Raw genomic sequence first — 15,155 nt, 5'->3', positions numbered from 1 at the left:
AAGTCTATACTTATATACATACAATCACTTAATTTTCATATTAATTACATAATATTCATAAAAACTTTTTACAAAAATCATTGAAATTATTGTTATTTTCCGTTAAAATGGTCATTGAAGAAAGGACTGATTATTTGAAAGCTCTTTTAAAAAAATTATTGCCATTATTACTTATTGGTTCTGTTCCTTTTTCCAATTTATTCTATTGGACATTAAATAATACTCAAAGAGGAGTTTATGATCTAACTACTGATTTAGATAGATCTTTACCACTTATAAAAATTTTTATAATACCTTATATGACTTTGTGGTTTTTCTTAGCATTTTGTTTTATTTATTTATGCTTTAAGAACAGAAAAGTTTATTATAGGATTATGCTTACTTTAGTCCTATGTTATGTTGTTGCTTTTGTCACTTATTACTTTTTTCAAACAACTGTTCCAAGGCCTATTGTTACAGGGGATGATATATTCTCGAAGCTGATTTTATTTACCTATAATTCTGATGGACCATATAATTGTTTTCCAAGCATCCATGTAATTACTGCATACCTAGCTGTTAAAGGGATTAACGCTGCTAATGCTAGAAAACGTATTAAAATTCCAGTTAATATCTTAGGATTTCTCATTATTATATCCACTGAATTTGTTAAACAACACGTAATAATGGATATTTTTTTCGCAATATTCTTATGTAATGTGATATTCACTTCAATCATTTATGTAGAAGAACATTACAAACTTTATAATTCCAAAAAAGTTTATACCTTCACAAAACAAGATATTGAACAATAATACTGCTAAATCAAAAGCTGCTGAATAATTTTCAGCAGCTTTTTAACTTTATATTATAACAATTTTGTCATCTTTTAATTCTATGGATATATTTGATCCTTCACTAAATTTATTCTCAAGATAATGCTCTGCAATTTCATCTTCAATGTATTTTTGAATAGTTCTTCGAAGTGGCCTTGCACCGTATTTATCATCGTATCCTTTTTCTAATATAAAGTCCTTTACATCTTCTGAAACATGCACTGTAATTTTCTTTTCCTTTACCTCTCCTATTACTTCCATCATCATTAAATCTACTATTTTACGTAGCTCTTCCTTTTTAAGAGTGGTAAATACAATAATCTCATCTACTCTATTTAAAAATTCTGGTCTAAATGTTTCTTTTAAAGCGTCCTTTACACGTGATTCTAAGATATCATAATCACCTTGAACAAAACCAATATTACCTGAATTAAACTTAGTACCTGCATTAGACGTCATTATTATTACAGTGTTTTCAAAGGAAACAGTTCTGCCTTGACTATCTGTTAGTATTCCATCTTCAAGAATTTGAAGCAGCATATTAAATACATCCGGATGAGCCTTTTCAATTTCATCTAAAAGAATCACTGAATATGGCTTTCTTCTGACTTTTTCAGTTAATTGTCCACCCTGATCATATCCTATATACCCTGGTGGTGCACCAATTAGCTTCGAAACTGTATGTTTTTCCATGTATTCAGACATATCTATACGAATTAATGACTCCTCACTTCCAAAAAGCTCACAAGATAGTGCTTTAACTAGCTCTGTTTTTCCAACTCCTGTTGGTCCTACAAAAATAAAAGAAGATGGCTTTTTCTTTTTTCTAAATCCGGAACGATTCCGCCTAATTGCTCTAGATAAGCTTATAATAGCTTCATTTTGACCTATAACTCGTTTGTGTAGCCTACCTTCCAAATTTAATAGCTTTTTCGCTTCTTTTTCTGTAATTTTTTTAATTGGAATTCTAGTCCATGACTCAATCACAAAAGCAATATCCTCTAGAGTAATTTGAACATCACTATATTTTTCTTGAGTTTCGTTAATATCTTCTTTTACTTTGCATAGCTTCATCCTATATTCTGCAGCCTTTTCAAAATTTCCGGCAACCTCAGCTTCCTTCTTTCCATTTTGAATTTTTTCTGATTCCTCTTTTAATTCTGCAAGTTCGACAAGACCTTTATTTTTTAAATTAGCTCTAGAACCGGCCTCATCAATAACATCAATGGCTTTATCTGGCAGAAATCTTTCTGTTATGTATCTTTCAGATAAATTTACAACTTCTTCAATTACTTCATCAGATATTTTAACTTTATGGTATTCTTCATAGTAGCCTCTTATTCCTTTTAAAATTTCTATTGTCTCAGCTATACTAGGTTCCTCAACTAGGACTGGCTGAAATCTTCTCGCGAGTGCTGCGTCTTTTTCTATATATTTTCTATATTCCTCCAATGTAGTAACTCCAATAACTTGTATTTCCCCCTTGGCCAAAGCTGGCTTCAAAATATTTGCTGCATTCATTGCACCCCCCTGAACCTCACCAGCACCCATAATATTGTGCACCTCATCAATAACTAATATTATATTTCCATTTTCCTTAGCTTCTTCAATAATTGACTTCATGCGGCTTTCAAATTGCCCTCTAAATTGTGTACCTGCAACCACCGCAGTTAAATCAAGCAGGTAAACTTCCGCATTAAATAATTTTTCTGGAACTTGTTTTTCTACAATTCTTACAGCTAACCCTTCTGCAATAGCTGTTTTACCAACACCTGCTTCTCCAATTAATATTGGATTATTTTTGCTTCTCCTATTTAAAATCTGTACCACTCTATCGATTTCTTTATCCCGTCCAACAACCTTGTCGACGCCATTTTGATTTGCTTTGTTAGTTAGATTTATACCATATGTATCTAAATTCTTTCGCTTCTTTTTAAACCAATTCTTTTTTGATTTATCTTCAGCTGTTTCTTTAATCTTTGATGAGATTTGACCTTCATCCTCTATAAAATCACTATTTTCATCAACAGGTGAAAATAATCCATTAAAAATATTACCAATGGTCTTTTTTTTATCACCATTCTCAATATCCATATTGGGAGCATTTAAATCCTCAAGATCTATATCCTCTAAATTCATATTTTTGAACATATTACCCATTTGTTCATTTAAGTTTTCAATATCCTCTGAGGATAATCCAGCTTGTTGCACTAATTGATCCATAACTGGAATACCCCTTTTTTTAGCACACTCTATGCATAATCCTATAGTTTCGGTTTTTCCATTCTCAATTCTTGATGTTAATATCATTGCAATATTTTTTTTACATATTTCACATAACTTCATATAAATCATCTCCATATTTTATGTTGTATACAATATTATAACAGTATATCATCTTTCAATAGAATTTGTTCGATATATTCTGATTGTTTATTTCTCATTAATAGAATAACTGCTCCTTATTATTTTAACTCTTTTACTTTTCTATTTTATTCTACTATTATACATATATTCCTTTTTATTGTAGTGCTGTTTTTCCTGCAATTTGAAATATCTTAGCTAATCATTAACTTTTCTATTAATTCGTTCATTTCTTGTAACGTAAGCTCTGAAGCTATTATTTTCGCAACAGTCCTTGTATACTGCTCATCCAAGAGTTCTACTTCTTTTTTATTTAATTCTAAAACAATTGTAGAATTAACTTTCATTTATAATCCTCCAAATAAACTATTATATTATAGTATGCATCTTTAAACCTTAGTGTTACGTAATCATGTATATACCTATATATATTTAATTATATACATGATTACGTAATATTATTTTTCTAAAATACATATCTTTATTTTGTGAAGAAATTATAGTTTATAGAATATATCATAATTATTTATAATGCTTATATAAGCTTTTATAAATTTTATAAATCAATTATTAAGGAGTAATAAATTGAAAATTGCCGCTATATACTCCAGAAAATCAAAAATCACAGGAAAAGGCGAATCGATAATTAACCAAATTGAATTATGTAAACATGAATGTAATCATTTAGAAATCGAAAAATTTATAATATATGAGGACGAAGGTTTTTCAGGAAAAAATATCAAAAGGCCTCAGTTTCAAAAAATGCTCATTGATGCAAGGGAAAAAAAATTTCATGTACTAATTTGTTATAGACTGGATAGAATTAGTAGGAATATCTCTGATTTTACTACTCTTATAAATGAATTAGATAGTTTACACATTAGCTTTATAAGTGTTAATGAACAGTTTGATACATCAACCCCTATGGGTCGTGCCATGATGTATATTGCATCTGTTTTTGCGCAGCTAGAACGTGAAACTATTGGTGAAAGGGTTCGTGACAATATGTTAGAACTCGCTAAAAGTGGAAGATGGTTAGGAGGTCAAACCCCTTTGGGGTATGAAAGTAGAAAACTATCCTATTTGGATGGTGAATTTAGAGAAAAATCTATGTATACATTATCACCCATAAAAAAGGAATTAGATGTAGTAAAAATTATTTATGATAAATATCTACAGTATAAATCTATTAGCCAGGTTTTTATTTTCATCTTTAAAAAGAATATTAAAACAAAAAACGGCGCTGACTTTAATAAGAAAAGGATTCAACTTATATTAAGAAACCCCCTTTACGTTAGAGCAAATGAAGCTGTTATGAATCACCTTCAGCTTATTGGCATGAATGTAATGGGAAAAGCTAATGATAAACAAGGTATTATAACTTATAATAAGAGTAAAGGTGCTAGGATTAAACGAGATATAACTGAATGGATAGCTGCTATTTCTAAACACGAAGGAATTATTGATGCTTTCAATTGGCTTAAGGTTCAACAAATATTAGATGATAATAAAAACAAGGCACCACGGCTCGGAACCTCTGCAGCAGCATTACTTACCGGAATTTTAAAATGTTCTAAATGTGGTAAAAGTATGATTGTTAAACATGGTCATATTAGTGCAACAACTAATAAAAAAATCCAGTATTATGTTTGTAGTACTAAAGATTATTCAAAAGGCGAGCGATGTAATAATCCTAATGTACGCGTAGATGAACTCGAAAAGGTAGTTATAGATAATTTAAAAAATATCACAATTTCAAGAAATATTTTATTAGAGGAGTTAAATAAAATAAAATCCGAACTATCAAAAACTAATTTGGTACAATCTGAAATAGAGAGTTTATCATCACAAATAAATATAAAACAAGATCAAATAGATATTCTAGTAAATCAATTATCTTTGGACAATGAAATATCCAAATATATAAGGCCTCAAATTTACAAATTAGGAATTGAATTAGAAAAATTAAGTGTTAAATATAAAGACTTAGCCTCTACTTCCTATAAATTTAAAAATAATAATCCGATTGTCGATAAATTTTTAAATTCTTCAAATAGCTTTTCATCAATAATGGATATCTTAGATTTTAATAACAAACGCTTATTAATTAATAATATTGTAAACTCAATATACTGGGATGGCGCTAGAGGCATTGTAAAAATTAAAACACTAAACTGATTATCGCAGTTTAGTGTGGCAAGGACAAAATTCACTTCCTACATCAATGCAATCGTAGGGTTCATAACTCATCATTCTAACCTCCTAAAGTACTATACTATTAAAATATTTGAAATTGTGAAATTTGTTACAACTTAAATTTAATATTCATAATTAATCATTCCCACATATTAGAAAAATCTAAATTATATAAATCATTATTATCAATGAATCACCTTGAAAAATAACCAGAAATTGTATTTGTACACTGTTAAAGTTTTCTAACAAATAAGAGAGAGACTTATATTCTCTCTTATTTGTTAGGTATAATTAAATCTTTAATTTTATCAAATTCTTGTCTAACCTTATTTTTCTTTTTTATAGAATTTTTAGCCACTAAGGCTTCTGTAAATAAGAGTTTATTATTTGCATATACATCTATCCTACCAACCTCTTCCCCTTCATGTATTGGGGCATAAATCTCATTTAGTGGCTTTCTAATTTTGACTTCTATTTTTTGATTGTTTTTTACTGGAATTATAATATCTCTTTTACTTACTATTTCAACATTACCCACTCCGTCTTTTATGCTTAGATGTTCTAAAATGTCATTTTTACTGATTATTTTTTTGTATTCATAATTTTTTTCAACATACTTACTTATTTTCTCAGTTTCCTTCCATCTAGGTGTACAATTTAGTGTAATTATAATAACATCTCTATTTTGAATTTTAACAGAAGTTACTAAACATTTACCTGCCTTTCCAGTAGATCCTGTTTTTACTCCTGTTGAATTTGGTAAAAGATATAAAATTTTATTTATATTGTGGTAACTTCTAGTAAAGTTATTCTGTTTACCATCCACATCTTTAGATCCTACTATATCATTAAAAAATTTAATTTCTTTTGCCTTTGCAGTAACTAAGGCTAAATCATACGCTGTAGAATAGTGATTTGCACTGTCTAACCCGTGAGGAGACTCAAAGTTGCTATTCAATAATCCAATTTCTAAAGCATACTCATTCATAAGCTTTGAAAACTCATCAACACTTCCACTAATTCCTTCAGCAATTGCAATTGCGGCGTCATTTCCAGATCTCAACAAGAGTCCATACAACAATTCTTTTAAGGTTACTTCCTCTCCTTTTTTTAATCCTATTTCTGAACCGCGTATAGATGCTGCTTTCTCTGATACAATTATTTTCTTGTTTAAATCTCCACATTTTATTGCTACAAGCGCCGTTAGTATTTTTGTAGTACTTGCAATTTCAATTGGTGTATATGCATTTTTTTCATATAAAACAATTTTCGAATCAGCATCTATTGCTATAGCACTTATAGCATTAACATATAAATCCTCTGCAAAAACATTTTCAACAAATGACGAAAATAGAAAAAACAAACTTAAACATAATGATAAATATACTTTAAAATTTTTTCTCATTATTTCACCTCTCTTAAATTTGAATATTATATACACAAGTTGATATTTTTATAAATTATTGGACATAATACCAGTTATTAGATAGATTGGGAGGTTAAGATGTTTAAATGTATAATAGTATTTCTTTTAACTATAATAATTATATTATTTCCAATCCATTTAAAAATAACCCTTAAGTACTCAAACAAAATTTTGGGAATTTACATTTATAATAAGAAATTAAAGGTTAAAAAAGTTTTAAAAAATGGTAATAAAAATGATTTAAAAGGTAGCCTAAAAGAAAATTTCTTTAAGTCTTTAATTTTAAGCGATATAAAATTAATTACCTATAAAATTAAGAAATTAAAATTCAAACCAACATTAACTTTAAATACTAAACTAGAATATGGATTTGATGATGCTGCATTGGTCGCTATTTTATTTGGCTTAATTCATTCAACTTATAGTTTTTTGTATTTAATATTAACAGATTTTGTAAAAGTTAAAAATATTGATCTTAAAGTTAACCCTCATTTTAAAAAAAATGATTTTGTTATAGAAATTTCGAGTATAATTTACGTCAATTTAGCAAAAATTACTTATATAGCATTTATTATGTTAATTTGCCTTATAACCATAAAACATAACAAAATGAATATAAAAAAATATAAAGGAGGAAATATACATGGATAATCATCCAATTGAAAATTTGATGAGGAGCACGATGGAAAGCATAAAAGATATGATAGATGTGAATACCATTGTAGGAGAACCTATCCAATCATTAGATGGGACTACAATTATCCCTATTTCAAGAGTATGTTTTGGTTTTGCATCTGGAGGTAGTGAATTCAATAGTGTTACGTCTTCTGACTCAAGTAATAACTATCCTTTTGGTGGTGGTTCTGGAGCTGGAGTCACTGTTAAGCCCGTTGCATTTTTAGTTGTTAAAAACGATTCAGTAAGACTATTGCCTGTAGATCAGCAAAATACATATGATAAAATCGTTGATACTGTACCACAGGTTATCGATATTATTAAGGGTATGTTTAAAGATAGTTGTGATAAGAATACAGAATGCGAAGATAGCGATAAGTATTCTGAATAACTTCTCTTAATTGTTCAAATTATATATTAAAAATATTAACCCCACCATAATAAGAATTTTCCACTGGAAATTTTATTATAGTGGGGTTAATAAGTGTATACATCAGTTGCCTTCAAAAAATATCTACTCAGTTTGATTGCTATCAATATTTTGTTGTACTTTTCCTTTGTTAATCTCCTCTAAAGAAGGCATTTCATTTAGACTCTGAAAATCAAAATGTTTAAGAAATTCATCCGTGGTTGCATAAATAATTGGTCTTCCCGGAACATTTTTTCGTCCAGTTTCTTTAATTAATTTTTTATCTGACAATGTATAAATTGCTCTATCGCTCTTAACTCCTCTTATCTCCTCGATTTCCACTCTGGTTATGGGTTGCTTGTACGCAATTATTGCTAAAGTTTCAATAGACGCTTGAGATAAAGATTGTCTAATACTTGTCTTTAATAGCTTTTGTACATATTCACTATTGCAAGATTTTGTAACAAATTGGTATTCATCATTAGTTACTATAATTTTAATTCCTCTTTGCTCTTCTTCATATTTTGCTCTTAATTCATTTGTTAATTCTCTTGTGAAACCAATGCTACATTCTAATATATTCGCTATTTCAGTTAGCTTTAATGATTCACCGGCAACAAACAACAATGATTCTATAATAGAAAAATATATATTTTTAGTAGAAACTTCTTCAATCTCTAATTGTTTAGTGTTAAATTCGTTCATATTCATTTACCCTTTCTAAATATATATCTTTAAAATTACTTTCTTGAATTACTATCACACTTCTAATCTTTATAAGCTCAAGTAATGCTAGAAACGTAACAATAATTTCTAACTTTGATGAATATCCATATATTAACTTTGTAAAATGAATTTTTCCAAAACATTCAAGCTCTCTTTTTAATTCCTCCATTTTATCTTCTATTTTATATTCATCTAATAGGATTTTTTTATTTATAATATTATCAGTATTCATTTTATTTATATATACTTGCATTAAATTATTGTATGAATTGTACAAATCAAGCATTGTAATATTTTTCAAAAAATCCATTTCCTTAGTGTTTTCATTATCCTCTTCAATTATTTCTGGTTTTTTACTAATCATTATACCTGTACCCTGTTCCAACACCTTTAAATTTTCAGCTATAGTTTTATATTTTCTATATTCTATCAATTTATTTAGCAATTCCTTTTCTACATCAATTTCTTCTTCTTCGCTATGATCCTCTTTATTTTTAGGCAACAAATATTTCGATTTAATTTCAATTAAAGTTGCGGCTATAACTATGAATTCTGATGTCACCTCTAAATCCATTTCCTTCATACTTTTAAGACACCCCAAATACTGATTTGTGATTTCAACAATATTGATATCATATATGTTCATCTCATTTTTCTTAATAAGATGTAATAACAAGTCAAATGGGCCTTCAAAATTAGTTACCTTTATACTTAATGGCATGTACACTCTCTCCTAAATAAATAATTTTAAAGAAATATAAGTTTTACTTTGATTTCTTTATATCAAGTCTATTCTAAGTATAATTCATCTTTGGAAAAATAACTAGTCAATTTACTAGCTTGTTTTATTTCATATTACACTTTTCAAGTCCTTTAATATTTATAATATTCCCAATTAAGTCTGACATTTTAATTCCTAAAGTATAATATTTTATAAAAACTTAGCTTCTAAGCAAATAATTTATTGCCCAGAAGCTATATTTTTATATCTACATAAATCTGTAAACACTACTATAAAGTTTTGTTAAATCGCCTTATCAAATAAGTCTGTAAAGTTATTTTTAATATTATCCCACACTCTAGATTTTTTTATATCCCTATCGCTGTAAATAACAATCTTACCACTTAACTTATTATCGACATATATTTCACAAAATCCAATTGCGACATCCTTTTTATACTCTTTCAAACCTTCCTTCATAACAAATTTTTTAGTTATTTTATTTTTATTACCTTTTTCAAGGGTTATAAGGAAATCTTTATGTGCTTTAGCTATTAGGAACTTATCACCTTTCTTATTTAAAATTACTTTTTCTAATCCTTGATCTTTTGCTATTACTTTTTTCGTCTCAAATTTTGTAAATCCGTAATTCATTAACATGCTAGCATCTCTATTTCTTTTTGTGTAAGTTGGCGCACCCATAATTATTGCAAGCATCCTTACATTGCTTCGTGTTGCAGTCGCAGACATACAATACATTGCCTCATTTGTAAATCCAGTCTTGAGTCCATCACATCCAGCAAAGAATCTAACAAGCTTATTATGATTTACAAGACCTATAGGTGACTTTCTGCCCTCAGAAATAGTTTCCATGTAGGTTCCCGAATATTTTAATATTTTAGGATGTTTTAATAGCGCTCTAGACATAATTGAAATATCATAGGCAGTTGTAAAATGCCCTACTGCACTTAGACCAGTGCAGTTTTTGAAAGCAGTATCTTTCATATTAAGACTTTTTGCTCTTTCATTCATCATATTTACAAAAGCACCTTCACTGCCACCTAGATATTCTGCCATTGCCACTGCTGCATCATTTCCTGATGCAATGGCAATCCCTTTTAAAATTTCTTCCACGGTTCTAATTTCACCAGTTTCAAGAATCATACTACTTCCACCCATTTTTTTCGAGTTTTCACTTACGGTTATCTTATCTTGTAATTTAATCTTACCAGAATCTATGGCCTCCATAGCTAATAACATAGTCATTATTTTAGTTACTGATGCTGGTGCAAATCTCTCATGAGAATTTTTTTCATATATTATTTTGCCAGTGGATGGTTCCATTAGTAGTGCTGACTTTGCTTCTACTACAATTCCTTTATCATCCTTATTTTCTCCTTCTGCCTTAGCTGGCAGACAGAAAAACTGTGTTGTAAAAATCAACGTTAAAATTAAACATAATACGTTCCTAAAGTTCCTTTTCATATGTATCCTCCTCTTATTACTTTTCGCTAGACAAAAATGTCTGCGTTGATTAAAATTCATAACATTATTTTTACCAATTTGCATTAATATTATCACTATTTATTTATAATAAAATAAAAAAATTATTATAGTTAAAAACAAAAATAAAAACCCGCCTTCATAATTAGTGAAAGCGGATTTTTCTATATTCTATTTAAATTCTACATTGTAGTTAAATCATTTATCTTATGCTCTAGGATGAGTATTCTTATAAATTTCAGCAATTTTGCTCTTTTTAACTATAGTTGAGTAAATTTGAGTTGTAGACATACTATTATGACCTAATAGTTCTTGAACTGAGGCTATACCAGCGCCATTTTGCAATAAATGCACAGCAAATGAATGTCTTATTGTATAAGAATTTATAGCTTTTTTAATATTAGTCTTTTTAGCATACTCTTTAATAATTTTCCAATAGCCTTGCCTTGTCATTTTATCCCCTTTTATATTTAAAAAGAGTAAACTTAAATTATTTAAGTTTATAATAGATCTTGTCTTTAAATACTGCGATAGACATCTAACCGCCTGGGTACCAATAGGAATTATTCTTTCATTTTTCTTACCATTATTGCACCTTATGTATAGCAATTCTAAATTAATATCATATGTTGTTAAACTTAAAAGTTCTGAAACCTTTATGCCTGTAGCATACATTAATTCTAGCATTGCTTTATCTCTACATCCTTTAATCGTTGACTCTTCTGGTTGATTTAATAATTCATCTATCTCCTCGATAGATAGAATTTGAGGTATATTTCGTTTAATTTTTGCAATTGAAAAATAGGCTGTTGGGTCATGTTCTGCAAAATCGTTTTTAATAAGATATTTATAGTAATTTCTGATGGAAACTATACTTCTTGCTATGGAACTATTTGCACGACCTTCTTTTCTAAGATACTCAGAATATGCCATTATTGTTATGCAATCAACCGTTTTTATACTTTCATTTTTATATTCTATAAATTCAATAAAACGTTTAACATCTCGAGTGTAAGCTTCAATAGTATTTCTCGTTAGTTTATTGTTTTTTAAATTATCGCTATAGATTTTTAATAAATCATTCATAATGTATCTCCCATATTATAGAGAATATTAATATATACATACATTATACTCTAAAGAATAAATAAAATGTAAGAATATAATTATAAATTAATTTATAATTATTATCAACTAATTTGTAAACTACAACACTATTTTTGTAGATTTTTGTATTATTAATTAAATTTTGAAGCAAGTAATCCACAGCTTTAGGCAAGTAAATTCCAATTACTAGTAAAATCACAAAACATTTTATTGTTAACATTATAAAGTGCAATACATCCTTATGCTTCATTTGCTTACTGCTCCCAAATTATTAATAAGATTTTTAACAAAATGCGGTGCAATATAAGATTCTATAATTATCCCTATAAACAAGAAAATTATTATTACAATGAATATTGCACTATAATATATTATTCTGCTAGATAAACTACTTGTCCATTGTTTATTGAACTTACTCTTAAGTAGCATTATAGAAAATTCCATTGATACTACAGATGCAAAAATAATGCATGGAATATAAATTAAATTCTGAGGTATCACCCCTAGTATTGCTATACCAATGCCATTCTTTCCTAGGCCGCTAATCATAAAGCTAAAGGTAAATCCAACTGTAAATCCTTTCAATAAATCAATAATTATAATTATTGGTATCCCGACAATAGTTAAACCTAAAAACCAAAGAAAAATAATCACAGGCAGATTATTTTTAATCGATTGTAAAAATATTAATTTATAACTAATCCCACTTGTATTTGAAGGATCAATAAAATTCATCAAGTAATTTACTAAATCATTTCGTTCAAAATCCCCCATGTACTTCACACTGTAGATTCCTAAAATTATACCTGTAAATACGCAAAGAATACTTATAATATATAGCCAAAAATTTTCTTGTATATGTTTGTTTATGTTTCCCATTAAAGTATTAGATGACATAATTTTTCCCCCTTTTGTTGATCATTCTGCTTGTTTTTTAGCTATTCATAATATATTGTTAAAATTCACTTACGTTATATGTATGCTAAAATCCCCCTTATATGAATTAAATTATCACCTGCGGTGCTGCAATATTATAACTTAATTCATATTTATGATATCAAAGATGGTTATATGCATATTTAATTTAATTTACTTTACTACATAAGTGAATATTTTTTTGCCATGTCCCAGAAATCGCTAGCATTAAAATTTATGATTATAAACATACTATAAAATAAAAGGTAGGTGTTATTAAATTGAAAACTTATAGAAGATACTTATGCGTGTGTGCCTTGGCCTTATCTATTAATACTTTCGATAATAATTTAACATTTGCTATTAAAAATGACAGAATATCTCCGAATAATAAAACAGAAAAATTTCAATATGAATTACTATTTCGTATTCCATCCACTAAAAATTTTCAAGGATTAACATTTTTTGATGGACATTTTTATTGTGGCTTTGATTTAGGAGCTGGAAACGGGAAAATAATTAAATATGATATGTCAGGAAAGAAAATATGTGAAACAGCATCTATGTCTGTAGGCCATTGTGCTGAACTTGGATATAGAACCAAAACAAACAAAATTTATATTGCTAATGGTGGAGGAACTAATTTAACTCATATTTATGTTGTTGATTATACTACAAGTACAATATTAAGTAATTTAAGCTATGAACGTTTGGGAACATCAGCCTTACTTGCTATAGATAATGTCCATGATTATTTAATACTCCATACCATTTCAAGTGGAGCTGATATTGGTAATCCAACATTTACTATTATAAATTTAGCCAACATGAATGTAATAAATACTTTTAATATTGCTACGCAAGGTGTTCCACAAGGCTTAGAAACAGATGGCAAATACATTTATTTATATACAAATAATAAGATTACAATATTAAATTATGAAGGTATAATAATTGCAACTTATCATTTTAATAACCCAGGAGAAAGTGAGGGTTTAACTTTTGCTTTAGAATATGGAAAGTCCTATTTAGCTATGGGATACGCTTCTCCGAATAGAATTTATATAATAAGAAGTATGATTTTCAAAAAATAAACTCATATTTCTATATCAAAATCCCCTATGAAACTATTGGCTAATCTACTACATTTTATGAGTATCAATTATTTCCATAAAAATAAACTTATTCATTTACTTAATAAATGAATAAGTCTATTAGTTTTTGGTTTATAACTCAATATTAACTAAATAATTAACTTCGATAAAAAACAAACCGGTCTGAAACCGTCGTTATATAAGGCTAAGAAACCCTGTTTTGTAATCTTAACTTATCGGCTACCATAGCTATAAATTCACTATTGGTTGGTTTACCTTTAGCATTATGTATGGTATAACCAAATATTTTATTTATTGTTTCAACTTGACCACGTCCCCATGCTACTTCTATAGCATGCCTTATTGCTCTTTCTACCCTACTAGCAGTTGTGTTGAATTTTTTAGCAATAGATGGGTATAATTCCTTCGTCACTGCGGATAGAAGTTCAATATCATTAACTACCATAGTGATTGCTTCTCTTAGATACATGTATCCCTTAATATGAGCTGGAACGCCAATTTCATGAATTATATTTGTAATTTCAGCTTCTAAATCCATTGGTTCGTTATGATTACTTTTTCTAGTTTCAGATGTATCAATAAAAGATATTGATTTTTTGCTGTTATCACTTGAAATTGTATTATTAAACATTTGTCTTATTCTCTTTGTAAAAACTTCCATATCAAATGGTTTTACTACATAATAATCTGCTCCCAATGCAATAGCTCTTTGTGTAATCTTATCTTGTCCAACTGCAGATAATACTATTATTTTTGGTATTGGTTCAAGGTCCATACTACCCAATCTTTCTAGTACCCCAAGACCATCTAAATGTGGCATTATTATGTCTAATACTACCAAATCAGGCTTTCTCTCTTTTATTAACTTAAGAGCTTCTATTCCATCTTTTGCAATACCTGTAACCATAATATCTCTTTGGCTTAATAAATAATCATTTAAAATATTGCAAAATTCTTTATTATCATCTGCAATAAGCACACTAATTCTAGCTTCTTCCATATTATAACTCCCCTTTATAAATAAATTCCCATATCTTAACAAATATTAATTCGACAAAAGAATTACAATTCCTTCTTATATTAAGAAAATTTACAAATAAATAATTATTTATCATTATTTATCATTTTTTATAAAATAAAGGATAGCATCCGCTATCCTTTATTGCTTAATATCTATTTTAAC

At 28.1% G+C, this 15,155-nt stretch carries 15 protein-coding genes; 5 read left to right on the top strand and 10 right to left on the bottom strand.

The window, feature by feature from the left end:
• Positions 1–107 precede the first annotated feature (107 nt).
• On the top strand, positions 108–794 hold the full coding sequence (locus tag ACWJJ2_RS01735; protein ID WP_216302522.1) for a phosphatase PAP2 family protein: 687 nt from the start codon (positions 108–110) through the stop codon (positions 792–794).
• Between the two features lie 48 nt (positions 795–842).
• Here ACWJJ2_RS01735 and ACWJJ2_RS01730 read toward each other — a convergent pair whose 3' ends face one another.
• Positions 843–3,161: an ATP-dependent Clp protease ATP-binding subunit gene (locus ACWJJ2_RS01730; RefSeq protein ID WP_165414968.1), complete on the bottom strand. Its 2,319-nt coding sequence runs from the start codon at positions 3,159–3,161 to the stop codon at positions 843–845.
• A 212-nt stretch (positions 3,162–3,373) separates the two neighbouring features.
• Positions 3,374–3,526, bottom strand: a complete 153-nt coding sequence (locus tag ACWJJ2_RS01725; protein WP_165414967.1) for a hypothetical protein — start codon at positions 3,524–3,526, stop codon at positions 3,374–3,376.
• 238 nt (positions 3,527–3,764) lie between these two features.
• Here ACWJJ2_RS01725 and ACWJJ2_RS01720 point away from each other — a divergent pair, with 238 nt between their 5' ends.
• Positions 3,765–5,357 carry a recombinase family protein gene (locus tag ACWJJ2_RS01720; RefSeq protein ID WP_165414966.1) on the top strand — a complete coding sequence of 531 codons (1,593 nt, stop codon included), beginning with the start codon at positions 3,765–3,767 and terminating at the stop codon, positions 5,355–5,357.
• Positions 5,358–5,649: 292 nt separating this feature from the next.
• Here the strand turns inward: ACWJJ2_RS01720 and ACWJJ2_RS01715 are convergent, their stop codons facing one another.
• A complete protein-coding gene (locus ACWJJ2_RS01715; protein WP_216302521.1) occupies positions 5,650–6,780 on the bottom strand; it encodes a D-alanyl-D-alanine carboxypeptidase family protein in 1,131 nt (376 codons plus the stop codon).
• A 99-nt stretch (positions 6,781–6,879) separates the two neighbouring features.
• Here ACWJJ2_RS01715 and ACWJJ2_RS01710 point away from each other — a divergent pair, with 99 nt between their 5' ends.
• Positions 6,880–7,452 carry a DUF2953 domain-containing protein gene (locus tag ACWJJ2_RS01710; RefSeq protein WP_216302520.1) on the top strand — a complete coding sequence of 191 codons (573 nt, stop codon included), beginning with the start codon at positions 6,880–6,882 and terminating at the stop codon, positions 7,450–7,452.
• The gene (gene ytfJ / locus ACWJJ2_RS01705; RefSeq protein ID WP_216302519.1) at positions 7,445–7,867 is read left to right on the top strand and encodes a GerW family sporulation protein; all 423 of its coding nucleotides are present in this window, start codon (positions 7,445–7,447) and stop codon (positions 7,865–7,867) included. The genes ACWJJ2_RS01710 and ytfJ overlap by 8 nt, the downstream gene beginning before the upstream one ends.
• Positions 7,868–7,990: 123 nt before the next feature.
• On the opposite strand, the gene scpB is transcribed toward ytfJ, so the two are convergent.
• The 6 genes from scpB to spoIIM form a co-directional block, all read right to left on the bottom strand.
• Positions 7,991–8,590, bottom strand: a complete 600-nt coding sequence (gene scpB, locus ACWJJ2_RS01700) for an SMC-Scp complex subunit ScpB (protein ID WP_216302518.1) — start codon at positions 8,588–8,590, stop codon at positions 7,991–7,993.
• Entirely contained in the window at positions 8,577–9,332 is a 756-nt protein-coding gene (locus tag ACWJJ2_RS01695) for a segregation/condensation protein A (protein WP_216302517.1), read from the bottom strand. Before ACWJJ2_RS01695 ends, scpB begins: the two co-directional genes overlap by 14 nt.
• A gap of 303 nt (positions 9,333–9,635) precedes the next feature.
• Positions 9,636–10,817, bottom strand: coding sequence for a D-alanyl-D-alanine carboxypeptidase family protein (locus ACWJJ2_RS01690; RefSeq protein WP_216302516.1), 1,182 nt, complete (start codon positions 10,815–10,817; stop codon positions 9,636–9,638).
• Positions 10,818–11,042: 225 nt separating this feature from the next.
• Positions 11,043–11,921, bottom strand: a complete 879-nt coding sequence (locus ACWJJ2_RS01685) for a tyrosine recombinase (RefSeq protein WP_216302515.1) — start codon at positions 11,919–11,921, stop codon at positions 11,043–11,045.
• Positions 11,922–11,964: 43 nt separating this feature from the next.
• Positions 11,965–12,192: an endonuclease III gene (locus ACWJJ2_RS01680; RefSeq protein WP_220285920.1), complete on the bottom strand. Its 228-nt coding sequence runs from the start codon at positions 12,190–12,192 to the stop codon at positions 11,965–11,967.
• Positions 12,189–12,839, bottom strand: a complete 651-nt coding sequence (gene spoIIM, locus ACWJJ2_RS01675) for a stage II sporulation protein M (RefSeq protein ID WP_165412064.1) — start codon at positions 12,837–12,839, stop codon at positions 12,189–12,191. The genes ACWJJ2_RS01680 and spoIIM overlap by 4 nt, the downstream gene beginning before the upstream one ends.
• A 299-nt stretch (positions 12,840–13,138) precedes the next feature.
• Between spoIIM and ACWJJ2_RS01670 the strand changes: the two genes are divergently transcribed.
• Positions 13,139–13,951, top strand: coding sequence for a hypothetical protein (locus tag ACWJJ2_RS01670; RefSeq protein ID WP_165412065.1), 813 nt, complete (start codon positions 13,139–13,141; stop codon positions 13,949–13,951).
• A 205-nt stretch (positions 13,952–14,156) separates the two neighbouring features.
• Here ACWJJ2_RS01670 and spo0A read toward each other — a convergent pair whose 3' ends face one another.
• Positions 14,157–14,972 (bottom strand): sporulation transcription factor Spo0A, encoded by an 816-nt coding sequence (gene spo0A / locus ACWJJ2_RS01665; RefSeq protein WP_165412066.1) that lies wholly within the window; start codon positions 14,970–14,972, stop codon positions 14,157–14,159.
• Between the last annotated feature and the right edge of the window lie 183 nt (positions 14,973–15,155).

Source organism: Clostridium sp. CM039 (assembly GCF_055081075.1).
The sequence above is the reverse complement of the archived record's forward strand: the minus strand, read 5'-3'. Positions and strand labels throughout refer to the sequence as shown.